The sequence below is a fragment of the Halanaerobium sp. ST460_2HS_T2 genome (assembly GCF_003337665.1).
Taxonomy (GTDB): Bacteria; Bacillota; Halanaerobiia; order Halanaerobiales; family Halanaerobiaceae; genus Halanaerobium; species Halanaerobium kushneri.
In genome coordinates this window covers 92,312-117,814 of sequence record NZ_QPJF01000007.1, presented here as the reverse complement: position 1 = coordinate 117,814, position 25,503 = coordinate 92,312, and the positions used below count along the sequence as shown (strand labels likewise).

The window sequence follows — 25,503 nt, the reverse complement described above, 5'->3', positions numbered from 1 at the left end:
ATAGGGGTGTTTTTGTATTTTTTATGACTACTTTTTTGAGCTTCTTCCTATGTTTATCAAGGTTTTATTACTAAAACCTAACGCCGAAAGTTGAGATAATAATTTTAAAGGTATTAAGATCTATAGGACTCTTTATTATATACCGGTTATAACTTCCTGGGTAGCCGGTTCACTAATCTGGAAAATTGTTTTAAATCCGCAGTTTGGAGTTCTAAATAATATTTTAAATTTTATAGGTCTCCAGGGACCAGGCTGGTTATATGACCAAAGCTGGGCCATGCCAGGGATAGTACTTGCTAGTATCTGGAAAGATGTTGGCTTTTTTGGTCTGATTTTATTTTCTGGTTTAAGAGGGATTTCTCCAACTTACTATGAAGCAGCAAAAATTGATGGAGCAAATAGCTGGCAGAGATTTAAAAACATAACTTTACCACTGATATCTCCTACTTTATTATTTGTCATTATTATTTCTCTGATTAATTCTTTTCAGCTTTTTCCCCAGGTAATGATTATGACTCAGGGTGGTCCAAATGGAGCAACTCAGGTAATGGTCGAAAGAATTTATAAATATGCTTTTCAATATTATAAGATGGGTTATGCTTCAGCTTTTTCATGGTTATTATTTATTATTGTTTTTGTTGTAACACTTGTTCAGATGAAACTGCAAAAAAGGTGGGTCCATTATGAGTCATAATAAATTAAAAGGCAGTATATTCTTTTATTTTTCAGCAACTTTAATAGCAATTTTCATGCTTTTACCTTTTTTCTGGATGATCAGTACTTCTTTAAAAAGTAGTGGTTCTGTAATGACAATACCTATACAGTGGATTCCAGAAAATCCTGGTTTTAATTCTTATAGAAAAGTTTTTGAAATTTTTCCTTTTGCCAGATCCATTTTTAACAGTGTTTTTGTGGCAGTAGCTACAACATTAATTACGGTTTTGTCATCTGCAATGGCAGCTTATGTTTTTGCTAAATTTGAATTTAAGGGAAGAGAAATTTTATTTTCGCTTTATCTGGCAACTCTCATGATTCCCAAACAGGTAACGATGATTCCCAATTTTTTAATTATAAGAGAAATTGGTTTATTAAATACTTTTACTGGTTTAATGCTTCCATCCTTATTTAATGCTTTTGCCACATTTATGCTGCGGCAGAATATAAAGACAGTTCCTGATTCTTATATAGAAGCTGCAGTAATGGAAGGATCATCACAATTTAGAATTTTTAAGGACATAATTTTACCACTTGTAAAGCCGACTCTGGCTACCCTAACAGTAATTACATTTATGGAAGCCTGGAATAGATATCTCTGGCCTCTAATTGTTCTGACAGATCGAAGTAAAATGACACTTCCGGTTGGTCTGAGCCTATTAAATGGTCAGTATGGAGAACAGTACAATCTTTTGATGGCAGGAAGTTTAATTTCGATAATTCCGATGTTACTGGTATATATTTTTGCGCAGAAATATTTTGAGAAGGGTTTAAGTGTAGGTGGAATAAAAGGTTAATTTGGTGGAGGTGAGTAAAGAGAAAATTATTCTATTTTAAAATTTTAATACTGGTCTTTTAAAAATCAACTGAATAATCAAAGGAGGAAAAAGAATGCTAAAAAGAGTATCTATATTATTAATGGTGAGTATACTTATTTCTTTACTAGGTTTTACTTCAGGAGTGTTAGCACAGGATGCTACAGAAGTCGACTTTATGACTTTTTCTGGTAGTGGATCAAACCTGGAATACTTAAATCAGATGAAAGAGGAATTTGAAAAAGAAAATCCGGAAATTAAGATTAATATTATGACTGTAGGTTATGAAGATTACTTTGTAAATTTACAGACTAAAATTGCCGGTGGAATGGCTCCTGATGTTTATGAATTAAATTATGAAAACTTTGTTACTTATGCAAAAAAGAATGTATTAAAAGAACTGGATACTGTGATTGATCAAAATGAATTTGATAAATCTCAACTAAATGAAAAAGCTCTAAATGCATTTCAAATAAATGATAACCAATATGGTCTGCCATTTAGTTTTTCAAATGTAGTTATGTTTTATAATGAAGAATTATTTGATCAGGCTGGTGTTGATTATCCAGACAGTGACTGGAAGTGGGATGATTCGCTGGCGGCAGCTAAACAGATCAGGGATTTAGGACAGCATATTTATGGAATTTATCAGCCGGTAACTTTTTGGGAATTCTATAAGATGGTTGAGCAAAACGGAGGCTCAATTATTGATGAGCAGAAAAAAGAATTTGTAATTAACTCCCCGCAAAATATTAAGACTCTGGAGTATATGATAGACAGAGTTCAGGAGAGTAATGTTATGCCAACCGAAGCTCAACTTTCTGGTATGCAGGATTGGGATTTATTTAAATCCGGTAGAGTAGGTATGATTGTGACCGGCATCTGGGCCTTTCCTGATTTTGCCAAAAATATTGATTTTGAATGGGATATTGCAGTAGAACCTGGAAATACTCAAAAAGCTACTCACTTTTTTGCTAATGGTCTGGTAATGAATAAAAAAACTGATAAATCTTCTGAGGCTTTTAAATGGATGAGTTTTTTATCAGCAAGCAAAGAGGCAGCAGAAATCAGAGTTGAAAGTGGTTGGGAACTTCCTGCAATTACAGATCAGGAGATATTGAGTGATTATACAGAAATAACCCCCCCTGAAAATAGAAAAGCAGTATTTGAATCACTTAATTATTTAGTAACTCCACCTGTGATTGAACAATTTGCTGAGATGTCTGATATTATTAATCAGCAAATACAGGCAGCTAGAGATGGATTGAAAACTCCCGCAGAAGCTTTAAATGAAGCTCAGACACAATTAGAATCAACTATAGAAATTAATTAATGATAATTTAAAAGATATATTATAGTTGAGGTAGTATATTGGTTACATAGATTTATAAACTTTTATACTACCTCTTAATAATTCAAGAAATTTAGGAGAGATTAATTATGCAGAAATATAATATTAAACATATACCGGAAGGATTTAATGATCCTTATAGGAATTTTGATTTTGAAAGAATACCAAGAAAACCTGTTGAAGATGATTTTGTAATTATTAAAGCAATAATTGAACCAGATAATCTGACTGAAAAAGATGTTTTTTTAAACTGGAAGTTAAATGGGAAAGAACAGAAAAATATAAAATCTGAAATAGTAATTGATCACGTAAATGATAAAAAATATTACAAATTTGAGCTGGGTAGATTTTCGGCTGAAGATAAAATTGAATATTATATTAGTGTTAAGAATCAAAAGTCTAATATTAAATCTAATAAATTTGAATTTATTACTGCCAAAAAATATAAATTAGATTCAATTGAAAAAGTTAATTATAATCAAAAAAATAATTTTTTAGAAGTCATCTTTTCAGAAACATCAAATATGGTCCCCAGAATTTATTTTTATTTTGATCAGGGGAATTTACGAATTTCTTTATCTTTAGAGGAAATAGTAATAGAAGGTGAAGAAAGAGTTGAACTTGATAAAAGAAATGGGCAGTATTTTTTAAAAGATGACGAGACTGGAATAGAAATTCAGGTCAGTAAAGAACCAATGAATATAATTATTAGGCAAAAAGAAGATATCTTATTAAAGACAGCTGAAAATATTTTGCCAGCCTTTGAATTAACTAATTACTTTAATGGGAAATTTGAGCTCAATATTAATTTTGAAAATAAGGCAGAAGATTTTTTTGGTTTTGGAGAAAGATACAATAGTCTAAACCAAAAAGGATTAGAACCGGATATCTGTGTTTATAACGAATATTTATATCAAAAGGATAAAACATATATTCCAGTACCGTTTTTCTTTACTTTAAGTGGTTTTGGGCTAAATATTAACACTCCAAATTATATCAAATTCTCTTTAAATCAGGAAAACAAAATTTTGCAAATCAAAACTAAACTAAACAATAATAAAACAAATTTGAATTTTGATATATTCACCGGCAAACCCAGATCAATTTTAAAGAAATATTTAAAAAAAGTGGGACAAGCAAAATTACCACCTAAATGGGTTTTTGGGCCCTGGATGTCAGGTAATAGCTGGAACAGTCAGGATATTATTTCCAAACAGATACAGCTAATGAATGATTTTGAGATTCCCGCAACTGTAATTGTGGCAGAAGCCTGGAGTGATGAATCAACATTCTATATTTTCAATGAAGCTGAATATGATTTAAAAGAGGGAAAAGAGAGTTTTACTTATGATGATTTCAAATTTAGTAAGGATGGTAAATGGCCTGATCCAAAATCTATGGTAGAGAATATTCATAACAATAATCTTAAATTTATTTTATGGCAGATTCCAATTATCAGAAAACCAGAAAATAATAACAGACAGCATTTAAATGATGAAAAATTTGTTATAGAAAATAATTACTGTGTTTTAAATGAAGATGGTAGTCCCTATAGAATACCGGATGGCTGGTTTAAAGGGAGTCTGCTTTTAGATTTTAATAATCAGGAGGCAGTTAAATGGTGGTTTGAAAAAAGAAAATATTTAACTGAAGAGCTTAATGTAGATGGATTTAAAACCGATGGCGGAGAATTTGTTTTTGATGAGAATATTGAATTTGCTGATGGTAAAACTGGAATGGAAATGAGAAATGAATATCCGATCAGCTATATTAAAGCCTATAATGACTTTATAGGCGAGGAAAGAATAACCTTTAGTCGAGCTGGTTTTAGCGGAGCACAAAAGTATCCCATTTACTGGGGTGGAGATCAAATTTCAGATTTTAAAACACTGAAGAATATGATTGTTGCCGGGCTCTCAATGAATATCTCTGGTAACCCTTTCTGGGGCTGGGATATTGGAGGCTTTTCTGGCGAAATTCCAACAGCTGAATTATTTATCCGTTCAACTCAAATGGCAGTCTTCTGTCCGGTAATGCAGTTCCATTCTGAAAATTATCTTGAAACAGATAACTGGGATCGCAGTCCCTGGAATATAGCAGAGAGAACAGAAAGTGAAGAAGTCCTAAATATTTATAGAGATTATGCAAATTTGAGAATGAATTTAATACCATATATTTATCAGGAAGCATCTAATTCAGCAAATAATTATGAGCCAATGATGAGACCCCTTGTTTATGATTACCCTCAAGATCAAAATTTAATTAATATTGAAGATCAGTACTTATTTGGCAGATCACTTCTGGTTGCTCCGATTATAGAGAAAGATTCCCGACAGCGTGAAATCTATTTACCAGCAGGTAAATGGATTGATTTCTGGAATGGCCAAGAGTATCAGGGTAATAAATATCTTAAATATTTAGCTGATTTAGAAAAAATTCCGGTATTTATAAAAAATAATTCCGTTGTTCCACTCAACTTGAATGAGGACTTTGAGCTGGGTAAATATATAGGTAATGAATTAGATGAATATAATAAACTTGCATTCTGGGTAAATGGAAATATAGAAGAATATACATTTGAAGATGACTTGAATAATAAGCTAGTATTAACTCAAACAGCTAATAAAATAAAAGTGAACTTTAATGATGCTGATTTAAAGGAAGTATATATACTTACCAAAGAAGATAGCTTTGATAATAATTTAGTATCTGCAATGAAAAATGATAGTGATTTTTTTGTTTATCAAATTACTAATGAGTGATTAATATGAAATTAAGAGATTATCATAGATTTACAAAAGAATTATCTCAGAATCTAAAATCTGAAGCTGATGTTATAGGATTACTGGCACTAGGTTCTATGGCTGAGAAAGATCATGATCCAGATCTCTGGTCTGATCATGATTTTTCCATAATAGTAAAGGCAGGAAATCAGGATAAATATATAGACAAACTTTTCTGGCTTCCAGAAGAGTATGAAGCTGTTTTCACTTATAAAGAAGCGGCAAACAGTAGAAAGATAATATTAAAAAATATGCATTTAATTGAATATGCTGTTTTTACATTAGAAGACCTCAAAAAACTTAAAATTAATAGTTATCGGCTTTTAATTGATAAAAATGGAATTAGCGATTATATTGAAGAAATAAAAAATGAGACTTCCAGGACTTCTAAATTACTAACAGAGAATAAAGTTTTGCTTGGAAATCTATTGACAGATCTCTTCATTGGGATTGGTAGATATAAAAGGGGAGAAAAGATAAGTGCTCACTACTTTATTAAAGAAAAAGGATTAAAGCAATTATTATTATTAATCGAAAAGAATATCGATAATAATGAAATAGATAATTTAGATAACCTTGATCCTTTCCGAAGATTTGAATATAATTATCCTGACTTAGCTTTAATGATTAATCAAATTATTGATGCTGAAATAATTTCTGCTGCTGAAAATATACTAGAATTTCTGCAGGCTCAGCTGAGAGAAGTTCTTGATTTGTCAGAGCAAAAAACTATTAAAATATTGAATAATTACATTAAAAAATGAATTTAGGAGTGATAAATTTGGCGGGGAAATTAAAAGACTATCGGCTTAAAAATAATCAGATTGAACTAATATATGAATCTAAAATCTATATTGTTGAAATAATTGAAGCAGGAATAATTCATCTTTTTGATTCAGATTATAAGGATTATAATTCTTATGCTGTTGAAGATTATGAATTAACTACTGCAGATACTGACTTTGAAATTAATAATAAAAGGGGTAGATTGCTGATAACTACAGCAGAACTCATTATAGAGATAGAAGATAATTTTAAAGTAGATTTTTATGATCTAAATCATAACCCTATTTCTAGAGACTATTCAGGAGAAAGGGACCCCTTTATTAGAAGAAATAACAGTAACCTTGCTGAAGAAGAAGGTCATAAACTGCAGGAAGAATTAAAGGACAAGCCTGTTGAAGTTTTAAAAGAAATTACTGCTGCAGAAAAATTTTATGCTCTGGGAGATAGAACCGGTCATTTAAACAATAGAGGCTACAGATACCAACTCTGGAATACTGATGACCCTTCTCCTCATGTAGAAAGTTTTGAGGTCTTATACAAATCGATTCCATTTGTGCTTGGTTTAAAAGATGATTATGCTTATGGTTTGTTTTTTGATAATAGCTTTAGATCCTATTTTGATTTTGGCAAAGAAAATAATGACTACTTTTATTATGCAGCTGAGGGAGGTAGTTTAAACTACTATTTTATTAATGGCCCTTCAGCTAAAAAAGTAATAGAGTCCTATACCAAACTAACAGGAAGAACTCCTCTGCCGCAAAAATGGACACTTGGTAATCAACAGAGTCGTTGGAGTTATGACAGTCGAGAGTGAGTTGAAGAAATTGCTGATAACTTTAGAAAAAAAGACATACCCTGTGATGTAATTCATTTAGATATTGATTATATGGATGATTATAAGGTTTTTACCTGGGATGAAGATAAATTTAATAACATGCAGGAAATGATTGAAAATCTGCATGAAAAAGGTTTTAAGGTTGTAACAATAATAGATCCCGGTATCAAAAAAGAAAAAGGATATCAGGTATTTGACCAGTGTCTTGAAAACGAATTTTATCTAACAGATCCAGATGGGATTCCATATGTAAATGAAGTCTGGCCGGGTGAATGTGTTTTCCCTGATTTTACTAATTCAGACTGCAGGAATTGGTGGGCGGATAATCACAAAAGATTATTAGAAATTGGTATTGACGGTATCTGGAATGATATGAATGAACCTGCAAGTTTTAATGGTCCTCTACCGGAAAATGTACTCTTTGATAATGATGGAAAGAAAATAGAGCACAAAGAGGCCCACAATATTTATGGCCATTTAATGTCTAAATCAACTTATGAGGGTTTAAATAATTTAACTGATAAAAGACCTTTTGTAATTACAAGAGCAAGTTATGCAGGAACTCAAAAATATTCTACATTCTGGACAGGTGATAACCAGAGCCTCTGGGAACATCTGCGGATGGCCCTTCCGATGCTGATGAATATGGGACTCAGCGGACTCAGCTTTTCTGGAACAGATATTGGTGGTTTCGGTTTTGATTCTTCTGCCGAATTACTGACTCGCTGGTATCAGGCAAGTATTTTTACTCCACTGTTTCGGAACCACAGCAGTACTGGTAGTAGAGATCAGGAGCCATGGGCTTTTGATCAGGAGGTTGAAGAAATTTCTAAAAAATATATTAAGTTAAGATATAAATTTATTCCATATATTTATGATTTGCTCTGGCAGGGAGAAAAAACGGGATTACCTGTTATGAGACCTTTATTTCTCCATAATCAGAGTGACAATAACACCTATAATTTAAATGATCAGTTTTTAGCTGGTGAAAATATCATGGTCGCTCCAGTAGTTCAGCAGGGGCAGAAGTATAGAAAAGTTTATCTGCCAGAAGGTAAATGGATTGATTACTGGACTGGAAAAGAACATCAGGGTAATAATTATATTCTAAAAGAATCTAATCTTGATACTCTGCCGATGTACATTAAAAAGGGCAGTATTATTCCAAACTATGAAGCTCAAAATTATATTGGAGAAAAGGAAATGGATGAACTTAAACTTAAAATATATCCTGGTGATGGTAGTTATCTTCATTATCAGGATGATGGAGAAAGCTTTGAATATCAGAAAGGTAAGTATAATTTATATAAATTTACTCAAAATGTATATGATCAAAATTATAAAGTAACTCTGGAATTTGAAAATAAAGGATATAATGAATTTTACAACAGCTTTGAAGTTGAGTTTTTTAATACTGAAATTACTGAGATAAAAGTTGATGAACAAAAAATTAATTTTGAAAAAGGAAGTCAAAGTGTTACTTTTAATATTGAAGGAGACTTTTGCAAAATTGAGTTATTAAAAACTTAAATAATGAATAACTTATGTCCGTCTTTTTGGCGGGCATTTTTTTATTAAAAAAGTTTATTATGTTATAGACGCTTTTCTCATCAGGTTTTAAAAGATGAATAAGTATAATGTTTGTGTAAGAGTATTTTTGGTTGTGGTAACTAGGAGTTCAGTTATCAAAATCTGAAGCAATAAGAGTTTTATCAATGGAAATAAGATGAACCTACAAATGTTATTTAAAACATATATTGATAATTTTTCTTTGTTCTAATAAAAAGTATCTTATAAATTTATTGCTTTATCATTTTAGTATATTAAACCTTGACATTGGCAAAGGAGCAAAATATAATACAAATTAAATAAACTTTAAACAAAAATTTTAAGATGGGGGTAAAAAGAAATGAAAAAAAACTCTGAGAAGCAAGAAGAGAAAATGGGACAAAGCAATTTTAATTCATTTTTAAAACTCTGTTTAACGGTTTTAGTAATTGTTGTAATTACCGAAATGTTTGGAACCAAGACCTTTAGACTGGGTCCGGGTAGGGTTGTTTTACTACCGATGTTATTTGCAGTCGTTATTGGAATGTTGATAACTCCTGATCTGCTGGGCAGTAAAATGGAAAGTTTAAAAAAGATTATTTCTATGGATGAGGTAAAGATGGCGGGATCATATGTAATGATTGCTCTGTTGCCATTAGGAGTTAAGTACGGAACACTTGTGGGACCAAATATTGTTGAAGTTGTAAAAGCTGGGCCTGCTTTTTTGCTGCAGGAATTAGGTAATTTAGGTACAGTCTTTATTGCTCTACCTTTGGCTCTATTTTTGGGGATGGAAAGGGAAGCTGTGGGTGCAACAGCAAGCATTTCTAGAGAACCTACTCTGGGAGTAATTGGAGAAAAGTATGGGATTTCATCTCCGGAAGGAACTGGTGTACTTGGTACATATTTAATGGGAACAGTATTTGGGACAATCTTTTTTGGATTATTAGGTGGTTATTCAGCAGCAACAGGACTCCACCCACTTGCCCTGGCAATGGCCAGCGGAATGGGAAGCGGTTCAATGATGGCTGCGGCCTCGGGAGCACTTGCAGAAGCAGTTCCAGAGATGAAGGATGGAATTCTGGCCTATGCAGCAACAAGTAATATGCTGACAGGGGTGACAGGTTTATATTCTGTTATCTTCTTAGGACTGCCGCTTGTTAATTTTCTTTATGACAAACTGTATCCATTTTTTTCAAAAAAGAACAGAGGTGATAAATAATGAGTCTTAACTTTGATAGAAGTTTAGAATATTTAAAGATGCTGATTATTGTTGGAGTTTTAATTTTAATTGGACAGAGAATTGGTTATGGAGTAAATGTGATGCCTGCACTACCAGGTATGTTAATTGTCATCTTAATTTCTTTTATTGCACTGACTATTAAAGATAGTTTTCCTGAGCTTAAGTTTCCAGCTTTTGCCTGGGCCTCATTAATTGCCCTGATTTTAAGTATGCCTTTTATGCCTACATCAGATATATTTTTGAAGTTTACAAATGAAGTCAACTTTTTGGGAACAACAACTCCAATTCTTGCCTTTGCCGGGATTTCCGTTGGTAATAAGATTCAAAAGTTGAAAAAATTAAGCTGGAAGGTATTTATAGTTGCTATTGCAGTATTTATAGGTACTTATTTTGGCTCTGCTATTATTGCCCAGATAGTTCTGAAGATGCAGGGTATTATTTAAAAATATTTATAATGAGGAAGTGTTCTGCTTGCAGAAAAGTGAGATAAAAGCAAAGATAATTGATGTTATTGAAAAAAATAAAGATCAGATCATTGAGCTGGTGGAAAAGATTTATAATAATCCTGAGCTCGGTTACAAAGAAGAAGAAACCACTAAAATTATGGCTGAAGCCTTTGCAGAATTGGAAATTGATTTTAAAGAACATGAAAACTTAAGTGGGATAAATGCTCACTTTAAAATGGAAAATCCGGGTCCTAAAATTGCTGTTTTGGGTGAGTTAGATGCGATTACCTGTGCTGAACATCCTGATTCTAATCCTGAGACTAAGGCTGTCCATGCCTGTGGTCACAATATTCAGCTTGGGGTAATGTATGGAGTTGCAGCTGCCTTAAAAAAAGCCGGAGTAGAATCTGAACTGGCCGGGAGTCTTAATTTTATTACTACTCCAGCTGAAGAATTTGTTGAGCTTGAATATAGAGATCAGCTCAAAGAGGCTGGGGAAATAAGCTATTTTGGTGGCAAACAGGAATTGGTTAAAAGAGGAGTTTTTGGGGATGTAGATATTTCAATTATGATGCATTCCCTTAATCTGGACTCAAAAAAGGCTCTGATTGCACCCAGAGGGAATGGTTTTATTGGTAAAAAGATTAAATTTATAGGAAAGGAATCGCATGCGGGCTCAGCTCCAGAAAAAGGAGTAAATGCTTTAAATGCCGCAGTTCTAGCAATTAATAATATTAATGCTCAGCGGGAGACCTTTGCTGAAGAAGATAGAGTAAGGGTACATCCTATTATTACCAAAGGTGGAGATATAGTTAATATTGTTCCGGCTGATGTTCGGCTGGAAAGTTATGTCAGGGCCAGAAATATTGAAGCAATGAAAAAGGCAAATCAGAAGGTTGATCGCTCTCTCAAAGGAGCAGCGATGGCGGTGGGGGCAGAGGTTGAAATCAAAGATATTCCCGGTTATCTGCCGCTTTTAAATAATCAGGATTTAGATGCTATTTTAAAATCAAATCTTTTAGAGCTGATTGATCAGAGTGAGCTTGCAGTCGGTGGTGATTTTACCGGGTCTTTTGACTTTGGAGATATTTCACATCTGATGCCCTCTTTACATCCGTTTTTTGGTGGTGTTATAGGAGACCTGCACACTAGGGACTTTAAAACTGAGGATCAGCAAACTGCCTATATTTTACCTGTAAAAGCCCTGGCAATGACTATAGTGGATCTGCTTTATAATCAGGCTGAAAAAGCTGAAGAAATAATAAAAGACTTTGAGCCCAAACTCAGTCAGGAAGAGTACCTTGAACTTTTAGAAGATTTTTCTTCAGAGTTAATCTTTAAAAGCTAATGATTAATCTTAATCAATTAAAATTTTAAAAATAAAAATTGTTTCAGCAGCGGCAGAGTTAATTCACTGCCGCTTTTGCTTGCTAAATACCTAAAGAATTATTATAATATGTATTAGTGGTAAAATTAGTAAGGTTATTTTATTGATTTTTTAATAGAAGAAAGGAATGATTTAAAATGGAATCAAATAAAACGCTCTGGCAGCTTTATAAATCGAAGCCGCTGGTTTTAAGGATAGGAATTGCATTTATTTTGGGTTCACTGCTGGGATTGTTTTTGGGGGAATCAGTACTTGTTTTAGAACCTCTGGGAACACTTTTTATTAAACTTTTAAAAATGATAATTATTCCAATTGTCTTTTTAACCCTTGTAGCTGGAATGAGAAGCTTAACCCCATCTAAGTTAGGAAAGGTAGGTGCCCAGACTGTTGCCCTTTATTTAATTACAACTGCTGTTGCAATAGTAATTGGTTTATTTACAGCAAATTTAATTGCTCCGGGAATAGGACTTACTTTACCATTGGAAGCAGAGATTATGACTAAGGAAGCGCCTTCACTGGCTGAGGTCTTTATGAATATTGTGCCCAGTAATCCTATTGCAGCCTTTGCTGAGGGTAATGTCCTGCAGACAATTTTCATTGCTATAGTCTTTGGTCTGGCTCTAGCTGTACTTCAGGAAAATGCAGAAGGTAATATTAAATCAGGTGTAGAGAGTATTTTTAATATGATTGAGGCTGGTGCAGAAGCGATGTTTAAAATAGTCTGGGGTGTTATGGAGTTTGGAGTTATTGGAGTCTTTGCGCTGATGGCTTCAGTATTTGCCAAAACAGGTGTTGACGCACTAGTTCCCTTTAGTAAACTTATTTTTTCTCTTTTAATAGCGGTAATTGTGCACATTGCTGTTACTCATCTGCTGGTAATAGTCAGCGGACTTTTAAAGCAGAGACCAATGGGCTTTTTAGCGGGCGTTAAAGATGCGATGCTTACTGCCTTAAGTATTAGATCGAGCAGTGGTACTCTACCGGTTTCCATGGCCAATGCAGAAAATAATTTAAGAATAGATGAAGAAATTTATAGTTTTACCTTACCGCTTGGGGCCACAATTAATATGGATGGTACTGCAATGTATCAGGGGGTAGCAGCTATCTTTGCTGCCAATTTAATCGGGCAGAGTTTAACTATTGCCCAGCAGGCTACAGTTGTTGTAACAGCAGTGCTGGCTAGTATTGGAACAGCAGGTGTTCCAGGTAGTGGTTTGATTATGCTGACCCTTGTTTTAACTCAGCTTGGACTTCCACTTTCAGTAGTTGGTTTTGTTGCGGGGATTGATCCAATTTTAGACCGCTTTAGAACAGTTAACAATGTAACTGGAGATTTGGCTGTAACTGCTCTGGTTGCAAAGTGGAATGATGCAATTGATTTTAGCTCAGGCAGCTGGAAGCAGTAGTGCTAATTTATTTGAATTGATAATGTTTTAAGTTAAAAAAATATATAAATAATAAAAAATCCCTTTTCTTAAAGAGTAGAATTTGCAGAGACTCCTTTGAGTAAGGGATTTTTTATATAATTGAGATATAATAATTTAAAATATAAAATTCAGCCTTTTAAATATCACTAAGTTTCTTTTTTTATATTTTTCCAGAAAAAGTCTATATGTTCTTCGGTTTCAGCTTCCAATTCTTCAAAACTGTCCAGTTCAAAGAGTAGATAACGCATTCTAAAAAATACAATGCCGCCAATGAATTCATTTGCCAGCAGAAAGCAGTTTAGATCACTCTTTATTTCACCTTTATCTTTCATTTTTTTGAAAAACCTTTCTCCAATTCTGACATTATTTTCGAGTCGCTCTTTCATTCTCTTTTTAACTTCAGGATGGCTGTGTTCCCGGAGCATAATTTTTAGCCACTTAGATTTATTTTTATCTTTCATCTCATCAATTATTAATCTGCCAAAAAAGTGAAGAATTTCAACTGGGTCTTCATTTTCATTCAATATTTTAGACTTATAAAATTCTTCTTCCATGTCAATCGGGGCCAGCTTTTTAAAGAGTTCAGAAAAAATAGCTTTTTTGCCCGAAAAGTGATTATAGATTGAGCTTTTCTGAATACCTACACTATCTGCTATTGCCCTGATCGAGGTTCCGTGATAACCATTTTTTGCAAAGAGATTTAAAGCAGAATTCAGTATCTTTTCTCTAGTATCTGCCAAATTATTTCACCTCCAAAAAGGCCGGTTTATAAATCAAAACTAAGGCCGGCAGGATTAAAAGTGAGCCAATTAAACAGCTGCCAACAGAGACTGTAACCAAAAAGGAAAAGAATTTAACCGGTAAAAAACCGGAGATTAATAAAACAGAAAAACCTACTATAACTGAGAGTGCATTAAAAACAATTCCTCTGCCTGATGTTAAAAGTGTTTTTAAGACCGCATCTTTTGCCTCCAGAGATTTTCTCTCTTTGCGGTAGCGCCAGAGGAAGTGGATTGTATAATCGATACCAACCCCGATCATAATTGAGGATAACATTGCTGTGATCATATTTAGTTCAATACTTAAATATCCCATTAAGCCAAAAAGAGAAATAACTGCAGTCAGTAGAGGTAATATTGAATAGAAGCCGGCTGTAAATGAATTGAAGAGGATCATTACAACTATGGCAACCAAAATAATGGATATCAAAAGACTCAGGACCTGACCTCTGATTACAACATCTACCATCTCAGATAAAAGGTCACCAAAACCCCCAACCATGGTAAAGATAGAAGCAGATTCTTTTTTGCTTTCCTCTCTTAAATAATGCACAGTACGGCTTATTTCATCTGTACTATTTGTCGGCATCCGGGCTGTGATCAGCGCATGCTGCCGGTTAAAATCGACCAGTTTATCCAGGTCACCAGACATTGAAAAGAGCAGAAAATACTGGGCCAGAGCATTACGAGAATCCGGTATTTTATCAAAGTTTATGTCACCATTATGCAGCTCTCTATTCATTTTTCTCATAATTTTGGAAACGGCAGTAACTTCACCAATCGTGTCATAAGTAGCAATATCTTCTTCAAATTCACTGATTTTCTGCATTATATCAGGTTCCATAATATCTCCTTCTGCAACTATGGAGATTGTGTTTGCTCCTCCAAATTTATTATTAACCAGCTCAGTTGCTTTAACTATTTCAGAATCTTTTTCATAAAAGCTCATTGGATTTGTGTCGATCTTTAAGAAGAAAATTCCACTGCTGATCATAATTAAGATAATTAGAGTAACAATAATAATTCTTTTGGGAAATTCAATAACTAGATTGGCAGTTTTACGGAGTATTTTTTCTAATATCCCCTGATCTTCCTCACTTTTTTTAAGAGGTGTTGCTACTTTTAAAAGGGAAAGAACTGCCGGGATAAATAAGATGCTGGCAACAATTGAAAAAGCAATACCTGCTGCTGCCAGAACTCCAAGCTGTCTGGCTGGAATAATGATATGACTGATCAGTGCTAAAAGACCAATCATCGTTGTTATTCCGGCTGCTATTACCGGCAGCCCGAGGTTGTTTACAGCATCTCTACTTATTTTTTTATCTAATTCAACATTTCTGGGGCCTGTTTTTTCGCCTTCTTCATCTAAGGCCAGCTCCTGATAGGCAGCAATAATGTGAATACCGTAGTCATTTGTAACGGCAATCATAATTATTGGTAAAATTATTGTAATTAGCTGAAACTTCCATCCTAAAATAGGCAGCAGGGCCAGTGAAAAAATTATTGACATTACAACAACCAAAAAGGGCAAAAACACTCCCCGGAGCTGTTTGAAAGCCAGGAATAAAAAAATCAACATAATTAATAAGCCAACCGGCATTAAAAGCCTCATATCGTGCTGGATTAGTTTTGCATTTAAGGCTCTAACTATCGGCAGGCCGGCCTTCATTAAGCTGCTTTGATCCGAAAATTTATTCTTTGCATCAGCAATTACCTGATCAATTTTATCTAAGACTACAGAGTCTGGAACATCTTCTTTGAGAACTGCTCCAATGGAAATCGCTTTGAAATCTTTGGAAACTACATTCCCGATAACCAGTTCATTACTTAAAAGGCGTTCTTTAAGTTCAGATTTTTCGGCTTCAGTACTGGGAATATCTCTGATTGCAGTTTCTATAATAAGCTGATTATCTTTACCTTCAATATCATTTAGGGTAAAGGGAGAATTAACCTTATCTATCTCTTTGATTTTCTCTAAGCTGTCTGAAATATATTTTACTTTTTCTAAAACACTTTTTGCTAACACATCATCTGCTTCAACTGTAATCATTACCATTTCCGTACCGCCAAAAATAGATTCGATTCCTTCAATTCTGCTGCGGGAGGGCATATGAGAAGGAATTAAACTCTTAATTGCAGTATCAAGCTGGATATTCTGCAGTTGAAAAGCAGCAGAAGTCGTGATCAAAAAGAAAATAATAATGATTATCCAGGGATGTTCAACTGCAGCCTGGGCAGCTTTTTTAATTATATTTCTTATCATTTTTTAACACCCTCTCCTTAAAAGTAGCTGTTTATTCCCAGATAGATTAGCTCTTCATTTGCTCTGGCTAACTGACTTCTCTGATCATCATTAGCCTTAAGAACTGCACCTGCTTCTATTTCCATTGCTTCAGTGAGCGAATAGATAATCTTAGGTCTTAAAACAATGAGCTCAGAATTGAGATCATAGAGCAAATTGGCCTCCCAGCTGTGAAACTGCCAGAAAGGTTTTTCAGCGTGAAGAGAGATAATTTGAGAGTCATCGATATTTTCAAATAATCTTTTCTGATAATAATACTGACCTAAGAGATAGAGGTTATTTCCAAACTTGTAATCAAAGCCGACAACTGTCTCCAGCCCATCATTAAAGATGGGAGATTTGAAATCATTGTAAACCACTTCTGAAAAAATACCGATGTTTTTCTGGCCAATATCACCTGTGATATCAAAGCCTGCTTTAGTTACTTTGGGATATTCATTTTGATTATATTTCTCCAATTCATTACCCCTGAAGAGAGAAAGAGAAAAGTCAAAACCATGCCAGCGTCTTTTGGTAAATTTAAGGGCCTGCTGAAAATCATTAATATCTTCTCTTAAGCCAACTACAGCAGTAAAGTGCTGAACATTATTTAAATAATATTTAGCCTGCAGTGCATTAATACCTTCTCTGTTTTCTAAAGGGTTAATTGCACCGATGTCAATTGGATTGAAATAATTGCTGGGTTTAATGTTGTAGGAACTGCCCCAGTTAAAAATTTGTTTACCGGCTCTCCAGTCAATGTTTTCTGTATAATAATCGAAGTACCCTTCTTTAATTGAGAGTTCTGTTTCTCTATTTTTATTATTCATTAGATACTCAGAATAGCTTTCAAGCCCCAGATTAAGATAAAAGCCACCTGTATAGGAAAAATCTTTTTCAATTTCCAGGTTTAATTCTGTCTGATCCAGATTATTCTCATTTTCAAGATCATAGATATATTTTGTCTTAAAATCCCCTGAAAGAGAAAAAGGAAGTTCAGCTGCAGCCGTTGAGAAAGCACATAAAGTTACTAGAGTAATTAAAATTATTAAAGATAGATATTTTTTCATTTTTAGCACCCCATTTTATTTCGTTAAATTCTGCTATTAAACTATTATCTTTCTAAATAGCGGGTAGTAAAGAGCTGGTCATCAAGGTTAATGTTAAACTTGATTTCTGTCATTTTCATAACTGTTTTAGTTCCTTTTTGTTCGTTTTTAACTGTTATCTTTTGAGCAATCCAGTTATTATCTATTTTTTTAAAGTCTTCCAGCTGGACTGTTTTTAAAAGCTCTTCGGATTGATCATAAAATTCAACTTTTTTTGGGGACCAAATATCAGTTTTGACCCACATCTTACCATATTTATAGTTAATGTCGGGATCAGTCGGATTAAGTTTTAAAAGATATTCTTCATTGCTGCTGTCTAAAACATCGGCCTGGTAATTATCTTTATAATTAGCTCCACTGAAAACAGTTAAATCAATATAGCTTAGATCAGATCCGACAAAATTGCCATTCTTTTGTGAACCAGAGATTTTTCTGACTGAACCAAGAACAGGTAAAAAGAGGTACATATCTTCTTCAGAACTGCTATTATCTTCCAGAGATAAGAATGCTGTCCCTGCAACATCAGCAGGAGAGGTAAATTCTATTAAAGATTTTTCTACCTCACCTTCTTTATGACGACTATTAAGCTGTCGGCTCCGCATATCACCGGCAGCATTATATAACTCCATAGTCATCTGCATGGAAGCTGTTTCGGCCTGACGGGCATTTTCAATGTTTGTTAGAACTTCTTCACCACTTAAATCCTGAGCAGCTGCGGCAAAAGAAAGAGTTAATATAAAAAGACCTAAAAGCAGAATCGTGGATATTTTTTTCATTTAAATCAGCTCCTATTTTGATTGATAATAATTTAAGCTAAAGTCAGAATAATTTATCTATCTTTATTTTAACGAACGGTCGTTAGTTTGTCAACCTTTTTATTTTGCTTAGAGGAATTTCTCTATTACTAAAGAAATATATTAATAATCAAAGCTTAATTATTGATTTTAGAATTGAGAAAATTTAAGGAGGGTTTAAGTTGAGTCGGGAATTTTATAAAGAAAATAAAATTTCTATTTTAAATTCACTTAATTCAGATTCTGATCAGGGTCTGAATAAAACTCAAGTTGAGAAAAAGAGAGAAAAATTTGGTTTAAATAAACTGCAAGAAAAAAGAGGAGTTTCAGTCTGGCAGATTCTTTTAAATCAGCTTAAAGATTTGATAATCATAATTTTGATCATTGCAGCTGTACTTGCCTTTTTGATTGGGGATACTCTGGAAGGCTATGCAATTTTGGCTGTCATTGTTTTTAATACAATTATTGGTTTTGTGACTGAATACCGTGCTCAGAAAGCAGTGGCTTCCTTAAAAAATGTTTTGAGCAAAAAGGCACTGGTAATTAGGGATGGGAAAAAGCAAGAAATCGAAGCTGTTGATCTGGTACCGGGAGATATAATATTTATTGAAGAAGGGGATCAGATACCGGCAGATGCAAGATTGATTGATACTAATAATCTAACTGTTAATGAGGCTTCGCTGACCGGGGAATCGGAAAGTGTTGCCAAAGAGGCAGAAGCTCAGTTTGATTCTAAAAAGACTCTGGCCGAAAGAAATAATATGGTTTACATGGGAACAACAGCTGCTCGCGGTAAGGGTAAGGCTGTAGTCACCGCAATTGCCGAGGAGACAGAAATCGGAAAGATTGGCGCCATGCTGGATGAAACCAAGGAGGGAAAAACTCCGCTTGAAAAGAGACTGGAGAGACTTGGAAAATCACTGATTAAAATTACTCTGGCAGTAATTGCAGTTCTGACAATACTCGGAATTTTTATGGGGCGGCCGGTCTACGATACAGTTAAAACTGGAATTGCCCTGGCAATTGCTGCAGTTCCTGAGGGTTTGCCGATAATTGCAACTGTGACCCTGGCCATCGGGATGAAGAAGATGGTTGAACATAATGCCCTAGTGAGAGAACTTCTGGCAGTTGAAACACTGGGTTCAGTTACCTCCATTTGTACCGATAAGACCGGAACAATTACTGAAAATCAGATGACACTCCGAAAAATTTACTTAAATGACCATCTAATTGAGATCAGTGGAACAGGCTATCAGCCGGAAGGAGATTTTCTGCTTGCTGGAGAAAAGATTGAACCGGCAGTTGAAGCGGGACTGGAGCTGACTTTAAAGTCCGGACTGCTCTGTACTTCAGCTGAATTAACTAAAGAAGATGGAGCTTATAAGGTGCTGGGAGAAGCAACAGAAGGAGCCCTCCTGACAGCTGGAAGAAAGGCTGGCTTTTCTAAAGAAAGTCTAAAAAATAAGGGATACCAGAAACTGGCTGAAATTCCTTTTAACTCAGATTATATGTATATGGCAGTTAGCTATGTTCTGCCTGAAGGAAAAGAACATCTCTATTTGAAGGGGTCACCGGATGTGGTACTTGAGATGTGTGATTCAATTATGCTTAACGGTGAGCAAAAAGAATTAACTGCTGCTAAAATAAATGAAATTCAGCAAAAAAATAAGAAGCTCGGTGAAGAAGGCCTCCGCATTCTGGGAGTTGCTTATAAAGAAGGCAAAAATTTAGATTCAGAAGAGAAGCTGCAGACTGAGATCAAAAGTTCGCTTACATTTCTGGCCCTGTCTGCGATTATTGATCCGCCAAGAGAGTCGGTTAAAGAGGCAATTAAAGAGACCAAAAAAGCGGGAATCAAAACTAAGATGATTACCGGTGACCAGATGGATACAGCTGCTGCAATTGCCAGGGAAGTAGGGATTACAGACAGCGATAGTGTAATCAGCGGTCAGCAGATCTCTCAGGCTTCTGCTGAAGAATTAAGAGAACTGATTAAAAACAATTCCGTTTTTTCGCGGGTTACTCCAGAAAACAAACTGCAGATCATTGATGCTCTGAATCAGGAAGAAGAGATTACTGCGATGACAGGTGATGGAGTAAATGATGCACCCGCTCTTAAAAAGGCCGATATTGGAGTTTCAATGGGGAAAAGAGGTACCACAGTTGCCAGAGAGGCATCGGATATGGTGCTTTTAGATGATGATTTTGCCACTATTGTTACAGCTGTTAGAGAAGGCCGAGTTATCTTTGATAACATCCAGAAGTTTATCTACTTTCTTTTTTCCAATAATCTGAGTAAAATTATTTATATCTTTTTGGGGATCATTTTCAATCTACCCCTGCCGCTTCTGGCGATGCAGATATTGTGGATTAATGTAGTAATTGATGTCTTTCCGGCTCTTTCATTGGCCTGGGAAAAAGAAGAGAATAATATTATGGAGAGGGAGGCCACAACCGAAAGAAATATAATGAACAGGGCATTTAAGAAGAAGGTTAGCCTGCACAGTCTTATTTTGGCAGCAGGTCCGATGCTCTTATATCTCTGGTCTTTAAATACAGACTACAGTCTGGAACTCAGCCGAACTTTAAGCTTTGCTGCCCTCTCGTTTATCCAGTTGTTTCATGTTTTCAATGCCCGCCGCAAGTCAGGTCTGGCCTTTGATAAAACACTTTTAGAAAATTATTATCTCTGGCTTGCAGTAGGAATTGGAATTGTATTTCAACTGGCAGCTATTTATTTAGGACCACTGCAGAAGATACTTTCTACTGTTGCAATTCCAATAGAATTGCTGCTGCCAACAGCTGCAGCAATTATTCTGCCAATGTTTTTGATTCAGTTAATGAATATTTTTGCTGGTAGAGATAAAAAATGATTCTAATATCTGTTATCTCAATTTAAAACTGGAGGGATCAAAGCTATGTTTAAAGCAGTTATTTTTGATATGGATGGTTTGATGTTTGATACTGAAAGACTTTCTAAGAAACTCTGGCAGGAACTGGCAGCAGAAAGAGGATATAATTTTGCAGGTGATTTTTTTGATGAGCTGGTTGGTTTGGATCTGGAGGATACCAGAGAATCATTTAAAGAAGCCCATGGACAAGATTTTCCCTATCTTGAAATGAGAGAAGAGAAAAATCGATTATTAAAAAAATACGTAAGGGAAAATGGAGTTCCAGCTAAAGAAGGACTCATAGAAATTATTGCTTATTTAAAAGAAAAGCATTATCGGCTTGCAGTTGCTTCTTCCAGTTTTAAAGAAAAAATTGAATTTTATTTAGATTCTATTGCTATTAGAGATAAATTTGATTATATAATTGGAGGAGATGGAGTAGAAAAAAGTAAACCGGACCCAGAAATTTTTATTAAGGCAGTTAACGGACTTGGAGTTAGTCCTGAAGAAGCTTTGATTATTGAAGACTCTGTTCATGGAGTTATGGCAGCAAATAAAGCTGGAATTAGAGTGATTATGATTCCTGATTTAGTAGAGCCAGCAGCAGAAATTGAGAAACTTGTCTATAAAAAATTAAATAGTTTAACTGAATTAAAACAGGTTTTGGAATAGGTTGAAAATTATCAAATAATTTTGAATATAAAAATATTTTTTGCAAATTGAGTATTTTTTTTAATATAATAAAACTAAAGATGAGAAATTTTTAAGACATCTTAATGTCAAATTACCAACTAATTTATTGGTAAATTTTGGGAGGTTAATTTAAATGAATAAGAAAGCTGGAAAAAGACTAATCGGTTCAATACCCAAAATTGGAATTAGACCAATCATTTATGGAAAAGAAAGAGAGAGGAGGAGAATCAATTAAAAAACTGCAGTTAGCTGTTGACTTAACCGAATTAAAATCAAGTCTGAAACTTTTACAGCAGGTTGGAAAATATGTTGATATTATTGAATTGGGAACTCCCTTATTAATTTCAGAAGGAATTTCGATTATACCGATAATAAAGGAGCTTTATCCGGATAAAATTATTTTCGCAGATTTAAAAATAATGGATGGTGGAGATATTATTTCTGAGCTTGCCTTTAAAAAAGGAGCTGATATGATTTCTGTTCTGGCAGCCGCCAATGATGAAACAATTAAGGCAGCTATAAAAAATGCTCAAACTTTTAATGCAAAGGTGCTGGTAGATATGTGTGCTATTAAAAATATTAAAAAAAGGGCTCAGGAAGTAGAACACCTCAAAACAGATTATATTAGTGTTCACCGGGCGACGGATCGCGAAAGAGATGGTACAGATCCACTCAAAGAATTAGAACTTATAGAAAATATTAAAACAAAAAAAGCTGTAGCAGGTGGGATAAATTTAAATAATTTTGAAGCCGCCTGTCGAAGTACTGCTGATACAATAATTGTTGGTGGAGCTATTTATCGTTCAAATAATCCTGCATCTATTGCCAGAAAAATGAATAAAATTCTAAATAATGTGAGGTGAGCTGATGTTAGTTAATAAGAGTCAGCAGGTATTGGAAGATCTTAAATTAATTTTCTCACAGCTTAAAGAAAAAGAAATAAATGAGTTTAAAGATTTAATTTACAAATCAGAAAGATTATTTTTTGCTGCTGCAGGCAGGTCAAAACTTATGCTTAAGGCAGTTGCTATGCGTTTTATGCAGTATGGTTTTGAGATTTATCTGGTTGGAGAAACTAATACTCCTGCTTTTAGAGAAAATGATTTACTAATAGTTGCAAGTGGGTCGGGTGAGACAAAAAGTACAATTTTATTTGCGGAAAATGCTAAAAATATCGGTGGAAAAATAGCCTTGATTACTGCCAGTAAAAATTCAACTCTTGCTAAAATATCAGACCAGATTGTTGAAATTCCAGTCAATAGAGTAATCTCTGAAAAGGAAAAATCACTTCCAGGAGGCAGCTATTTTGAAGAGGCTCTACTTATTTTGGGCGATAATTTAATTATCAGTATTGTAGAACAAAGAGAAATTAAAAATGACAAATTATATCAAAGACATGCAAATCTTGAATGAATTTTGCAAATTGTTACTAACTTGACTTTTTAAATAAAATATGATTATTATTAGTAAGCAAATTAGATAATAATTTTAGTAAAAGGAGATTAAATATGAGTTAGCATCTTTGGTCAGAGATTAATAAAGATAGTCCGGTACCTCTTTATTATCAGATAAAAGAAAGTATTCAGGAGGCACTTGACGAAGGGATTTTTAAAGTTGGCGAATCCATACCGTCTGAGATGGAGTTGTGCAGTATCTTTGAAGTCAGTAGGCCTACAGTCAGGCAGGCAATCAGCGAACTTGTCAGCGATGGTGCTTTAAGAAAAGAGAAAGGTAAAGGTACTTTTGTTGCCAATAAGAAGTTTAATTATGGTTCAATGCAGGATATTGTAACTTATTATGATAAGTTAATTCAACGAGGTTATGACCCCCAGACTGATATTTTAGAAAAAAATTTAATTAAGGCAAGTAAAAAGTTAAGTGAGAAATTACAGCTTAAATTACATGAAGAAGTAATTAAAATTAAAAGATTAAGAAAAATCGATCAAGAACCGATTGTAATAATTACAAACCACATTCCCTATAAATTATGCCCGAAGTTAATGGAAATTGATTTAAAAGATAAATCATTATACAGAGTAATTGCTGAAAACTGTGGTTATAAATTACAGCGTTCTGAAGTGGTTTTTTATCCAGGCCTGGCAGACAAAATTGAAGCTGAGCTTCTGCATCAACAAAAAGGAGATCCACTGCAGGTGATTAATACCGTTTCTATTGCCCAGGATGGTGTGTTATTTGATTATTTTGAATCTAAATTTAGAGGTAATTATGGTAAGATCTATTCAATAGTTGAAAATTAGCTAATTTAACTTCAACTGGAGTTTAAAAAATTTATCTTAATAAAAATTAGTTTTTCAATATAATTTATTTTCATAAAATTCTTGCAACAGGAAGAGAAATAATTTATAATAATAATTGAGGTAGCAAAATATTTTTTTGGGCTAACCTGTAATTACATCTTTACATCACTTTTCGAAATATTCACTAATTTTGAAAGGGGGCGAACTTTAAACAAAGCATTATTATTAGGCTTATAAGTCAGAATATTTTCAAAAAAATAAGGGGGTAGTTTTTTCAAATGATTAAAAATTCAAGAATGTTGACAGTATTGGCGTTAATTGTGGTCTTTACTTTTGTTTTTACTGCAGGTACTTTTGCTCAGGAATATGATATAGCCGTAATAATTAAGGCTACAGATTCTGGTTTCTGGCAGGATGTGCTTACAGGTGCTAAAGCAGCAGACGAGAAACTTGATAATGTTACAATTACCACCCACGGACCTACTTCTGAATCGCAAATTGCCGAGCAGGTTGCTATTTTAGAAAATGTTATTACCAGACAGCCTGATGCAATTGTAATGGCTTCAACAAGTTCGGATGCAAGTGTTCCTGCTCTTGAGAGAGCTTATGATCAGGGAATTAAAATTATTACAATTGACAACAAAGTAAATACTGATAAAGTTCATTCTCACCTTGCTACTGACAATATTGTTGGTGGTAAATTGGCTGCAGAAATGTTTGTTGAAATGGCCAAAGAGCATGGTAAATCAGTAGATTCTGGTAAAGTTGGTTTAATAAGTGCTATGGCTGGAGTTCAGGTTCTTTCAGATCGTGATGAAGGTTTTATCACTGGTTTAAACGAATATGCTCCTGGTTTAGAAATCTTAGAAACCCGCTATGTTGATAATAGAATTCCAGAAGCTTTAAGTACTGCGGAAGATATTCTGACAAGTCATCCAGAAGAACTGGTTGGATTTTTTGCCGATAATAACCATACTGGTGCTGGTGTTGCCAGAGCAATTGCTGAAAGAGGTATTGCCGAGGAAATTCCAGTAGTTGCTTTTGATGCTGATGACGCAGAAAAAAGAGCTCTAGAAGAAGGTACAATTGATGCTTTAATTGTTCAGGATCCATTTAGAATGGGATATGATGGAGTTCGTTATGCAGTAAGAGCAATTGAAGGCGAAGAACTGCCAGCATATGTTGATACTGGTGTTACAGCAGTAACCAGAGAAAATATGGATGACGAAGAAATTCAGAATTTATTAAATCCTGATCAGAGAGCAAAAGCGGTGTTAGCAGAATAACTATTAAACAAATTATACCGCCCGGCATCGGGCGGTATAACTTAATTAAATTTTTTTCATTTTAAAAATTATATTGC

General features: G+C 34.2%; 21 protein-coding genes. 17 read left to right on the top strand and 4 right to left on the bottom strand.

Annotation, left to right across the window (positions count from 1 at the left end; all coding sequences use genetic code 11):
• Positions 1-112 precede the first annotated feature (112 nt).
• The 11 genes from DFR80_RS05070 (at position 113) to DFR80_RS05025 (ending at position 13,314) form a co-directional block, all read left to right on the top strand.
• Complete coding sequence (locus DFR80_RS05070; RefSeq protein ID WP_114489367.1) at positions 113-694, top strand: carbohydrate ABC transporter permease; 582 nt, start codon at positions 113-115, stop codon at positions 692-694.
• Positions 684-1,511 carry a carbohydrate ABC transporter permease gene (locus tag DFR80_RS05065; RefSeq protein WP_076545680.1) on the top strand — a complete coding sequence of 276 codons (828 nt, stop codon included), beginning with the start codon at positions 684-686 and terminating at the stop codon, positions 1,509-1,511. The genes DFR80_RS05070 and DFR80_RS05065 overlap by 11 nt, the downstream gene beginning before the upstream one ends.
• Before the next feature lie 94 nt (positions 1,512-1,605).
• On the top strand, positions 1,606-2,862 hold the full coding sequence (locus DFR80_RS05060) for a sugar ABC transporter substrate-binding protein (protein ID WP_076545681.1): 1,257 nt from the start codon (positions 1,606-1,608) through the stop codon (positions 2,860-2,862).
• Positions 2,863-2,969: 107 nt separating this feature from the next.
• Positions 2,970-5,642 carry a TIM-barrel domain-containing protein gene (locus DFR80_RS05055; protein WP_076545682.1) on the top strand — a complete coding sequence of 891 codons (2,673 nt, stop codon included), beginning with the start codon at positions 2,970-2,972 and terminating at the stop codon, positions 5,640-5,642.
• Positions 5,643-5,647: 5 nt separating this feature from the next.
• Positions 5,648-6,427, top strand: a complete 780-nt coding sequence (locus tag DFR80_RS05050; protein WP_076545683.1) for a hypothetical protein — start codon at positions 5,648-5,650, stop codon at positions 6,425-6,427.
• A gap of 17 nt (positions 6,428-6,444) precedes the next feature.
• On the top strand, positions 6,445-7,263 hold the full coding sequence (locus DFR80_RS15560; protein WP_199505780.1) for an alpha-glucosidase domain-containing protein: 819 nt from the start codon (positions 6,445-6,447) through the stop codon (positions 7,261-7,263).
• A 9-nt stretch (positions 7,264-7,272) separates the two neighbouring features.
• A complete protein-coding gene (locus tag DFR80_RS15555; protein WP_327077775.1) occupies positions 7,273-8,814 on the top strand; it encodes a TIM-barrel domain-containing protein in 1,542 nt (513 codons plus the stop codon).
• Positions 8,815-9,193: 379 nt separating this feature from the next.
• Positions 9,194-10,054: a DUF3100 domain-containing protein gene (locus tag DFR80_RS05040; protein ID WP_076545603.1), complete on the top strand. Its 861-nt coding sequence runs from the start codon at positions 9,194-9,196 to the stop codon at positions 10,052-10,054.
• Positions 10,054-10,518, top strand: coding sequence for a hypothetical protein (locus DFR80_RS05035; protein ID WP_076545602.1), 465 nt, complete (start codon positions 10,054-10,056; stop codon positions 10,516-10,518). Before DFR80_RS05040 ends, DFR80_RS05035 begins: the two co-directional genes overlap by 1 nt.
• Positions 10,519-10,546: 28 nt before the next feature.
• The gene (locus DFR80_RS05030; RefSeq protein ID WP_076545601.1) at positions 10,547-11,869 is read left to right on the top strand and encodes an amidohydrolase; all 1,323 of its coding nucleotides are present in this window, start codon (positions 10,547-10,549) and stop codon (positions 11,867-11,869) included.
• Positions 11,870-12,045: 176 nt separating this feature from the next.
• Positions 12,046-13,314 carry a dicarboxylate/amino acid:cation symporter gene (locus DFR80_RS05025; RefSeq protein ID WP_076545600.1) on the top strand — a complete coding sequence of 423 codons (1,269 nt, stop codon included), beginning with the start codon at positions 12,046-12,048 and terminating at the stop codon, positions 13,312-13,314.
• A 167-nt stretch (positions 13,315-13,481) separates the two neighbouring features.
• On the opposite strand, the gene DFR80_RS05020 is transcribed toward DFR80_RS05025, so the two are convergent.
• From DFR80_RS05020 to DFR80_RS05005, 4 genes are read right to left on the bottom strand one after another with little or no spacing between them, the layout of a single operon-like run.
• The gene (locus DFR80_RS05020) at positions 13,482-14,075 is read right to left on the bottom strand and encodes a TetR/AcrR family transcriptional regulator (RefSeq protein WP_076545599.1); all 594 of its coding nucleotides are present in this window, start codon (positions 14,073-14,075) and stop codon (positions 13,482-13,484) included.
• 1 nt (position 14,076) lies between these two features.
• Complete coding sequence (locus DFR80_RS05015; RefSeq protein ID WP_076545598.1) at positions 14,077-16,377, bottom strand: RND family transporter; 2,301 nt, start codon at positions 16,375-16,377, stop codon at positions 14,077-14,079.
• 17 nt (positions 16,378-16,394) lie between these two features.
• The gene (locus DFR80_RS05010) at positions 16,395-17,465 is read right to left on the bottom strand and encodes a hypothetical protein (protein ID WP_114489366.1); all 1,071 of its coding nucleotides are present in this window, start codon (positions 17,463-17,465) and stop codon (positions 16,395-16,397) included.
• A gap of 44 nt (positions 17,466-17,509) precedes the next feature.
• Positions 17,510-18,280, bottom strand: coding sequence for an outer membrane lipoprotein-sorting protein (locus DFR80_RS05005; RefSeq protein ID WP_114489365.1), 771 nt, complete (start codon positions 18,278-18,280; stop codon positions 17,510-17,512).
• 200 nt (positions 18,281-18,480) lie between these two features.
• On the opposite strand from DFR80_RS05005, the gene DFR80_RS05000 reads away from it, so the two are divergent.
• From DFR80_RS05000 to DFR80_RS04975, 6 genes are all read left to right on the top strand, one after another.
• Entirely contained in the window at positions 18,481-21,171 is a 2,691-nt protein-coding gene (locus DFR80_RS05000) for a cation-translocating P-type ATPase (RefSeq protein ID WP_114489364.1), read from the top strand.
• A 45-nt stretch (positions 21,172-21,216) separates the two neighbouring features.
• A complete protein-coding gene (locus DFR80_RS04995) occupies positions 21,217-21,861 on the top strand; it encodes an HAD family phosphatase (RefSeq protein ID WP_076545594.1) in 645 nt (214 codons plus the stop codon).
• 221 nt (positions 21,862-22,082) lie between these two features.
• Positions 22,083-22,745, top strand: coding sequence for a 3-hexulose-6-phosphate synthase (gene hxlA, locus DFR80_RS04990; protein WP_076545593.1), 663 nt, complete (start codon positions 22,083-22,085; stop codon positions 22,743-22,745).
• 4 nt (positions 22,746-22,749) lie between these two features.
• A complete protein-coding gene (hxlB, locus tag DFR80_RS04985; protein WP_076545592.1) occupies positions 22,750-23,295 on the top strand; it encodes a 6-phospho-3-hexuloisomerase in 546 nt (181 codons plus the stop codon).
• Between the two features lie 119 nt (positions 23,296-23,414).
• Complete coding sequence (locus DFR80_RS04980; RefSeq protein ID WP_369862606.1) at positions 23,415-24,140, top strand: GntR family transcriptional regulator; 726 nt, start codon at positions 23,415-23,417, stop codon at positions 24,138-24,140.
• A 278-nt stretch (positions 24,141-24,418) separates the two neighbouring features.
• Entirely contained in the window at positions 24,419-25,426 is a 1,008-nt protein-coding gene (locus tag DFR80_RS04975; RefSeq protein ID WP_199505778.1) for an ABC transporter substrate-binding protein, read from the top strand.
• The last annotated feature ends 77 nt before the right edge of the window (positions 25,427-25,503 follow it).

Excerpts from the sequence above, each read along its gene's own strand:
- DFR80_RS05065 (WP_076545680.1), top strand. The coding sequence starts at position 684 with ATGAGTCATAATAAATTAAAAGGCAGTATATTCTTTTATTTTTCAGCA.
- DFR80_RS05060 (WP_076545681.1), top strand. The coding sequence starts at position 1,606 with ATGCTAAAAAGAGTATCTATATTATTAATGGTGAGTATACTTATTTCT.
- DFR80_RS05055 (WP_076545682.1), top strand. The coding sequence starts at position 2,970 with ATGCAGAAATATAATATTAAACATATACCGGAAGGATTTAATGATCCT.
- DFR80_RS05050 (WP_076545683.1), top strand. The coding sequence starts at position 5,648 with ATGAAATTAAGAGATTATCATAGATTTACAAAAGAATTATCTCAGAAT.
- DFR80_RS05040 (WP_076545603.1), top strand. The coding sequence starts at position 9,194 with ATGAAAAAAAACTCTGAGAAGCAAGAAGAGAAAATGGGACAAAGCAAT.
- DFR80_RS05035 (WP_076545602.1), top strand. The coding sequence starts at position 10,054 with ATGAGTCTTAACTTTGATAGAAGTTTAGAATATTTAAAGATGCTGATT.
- DFR80_RS05025 (WP_076545600.1), top strand. The coding sequence starts at position 12,046 with ATGGAATCAAATAAAACGCTCTGGCAGCTTTATAAATCGAAGCCGCTG.
- DFR80_RS05015 (WP_076545598.1), bottom strand. The coding sequence starts at position 16,377 with ATGATAAGAAATATAATTAAAAAAGCTGCCCAGGCTGCAGTTGAACAT.
- DFR80_RS05010 (WP_114489366.1), bottom strand. The coding sequence starts at position 17,465 with ATGAAAAAATATCTATCTTTAATAATTTTAATTACTCTAGTAACTTTA.
- DFR80_RS05005 (WP_114489365.1), bottom strand. The coding sequence starts at position 18,280 with ATGAAAAAAATATCCACGATTCTGCTTTTAGGTCTTTTTATATTAACT.
- DFR80_RS04995 (WP_076545594.1), top strand. The coding sequence starts at position 21,217 with ATGTTTAAAGCAGTTATTTTTGATATGGATGGTTTGATGTTTGATACT.
- hxlA (WP_076545593.1), top strand. The coding sequence starts at position 22,083 with ATGGAAAAGAAAGAGAGAGGAGGAGAATCAATTAAAAAACTGCAGTTA.
- hxlB (WP_076545592.1), top strand. The coding sequence starts at position 22,750 with ATGTTAGTTAATAAGAGTCAGCAGGTATTGGAAGATCTTAAATTAATT.
- DFR80_RS04975 (WP_199505778.1), top strand. The coding sequence starts at position 24,419 with ATGATTAAAAATTCAAGAATGTTGACAGTATTGGCGTTAATTGTGGTC.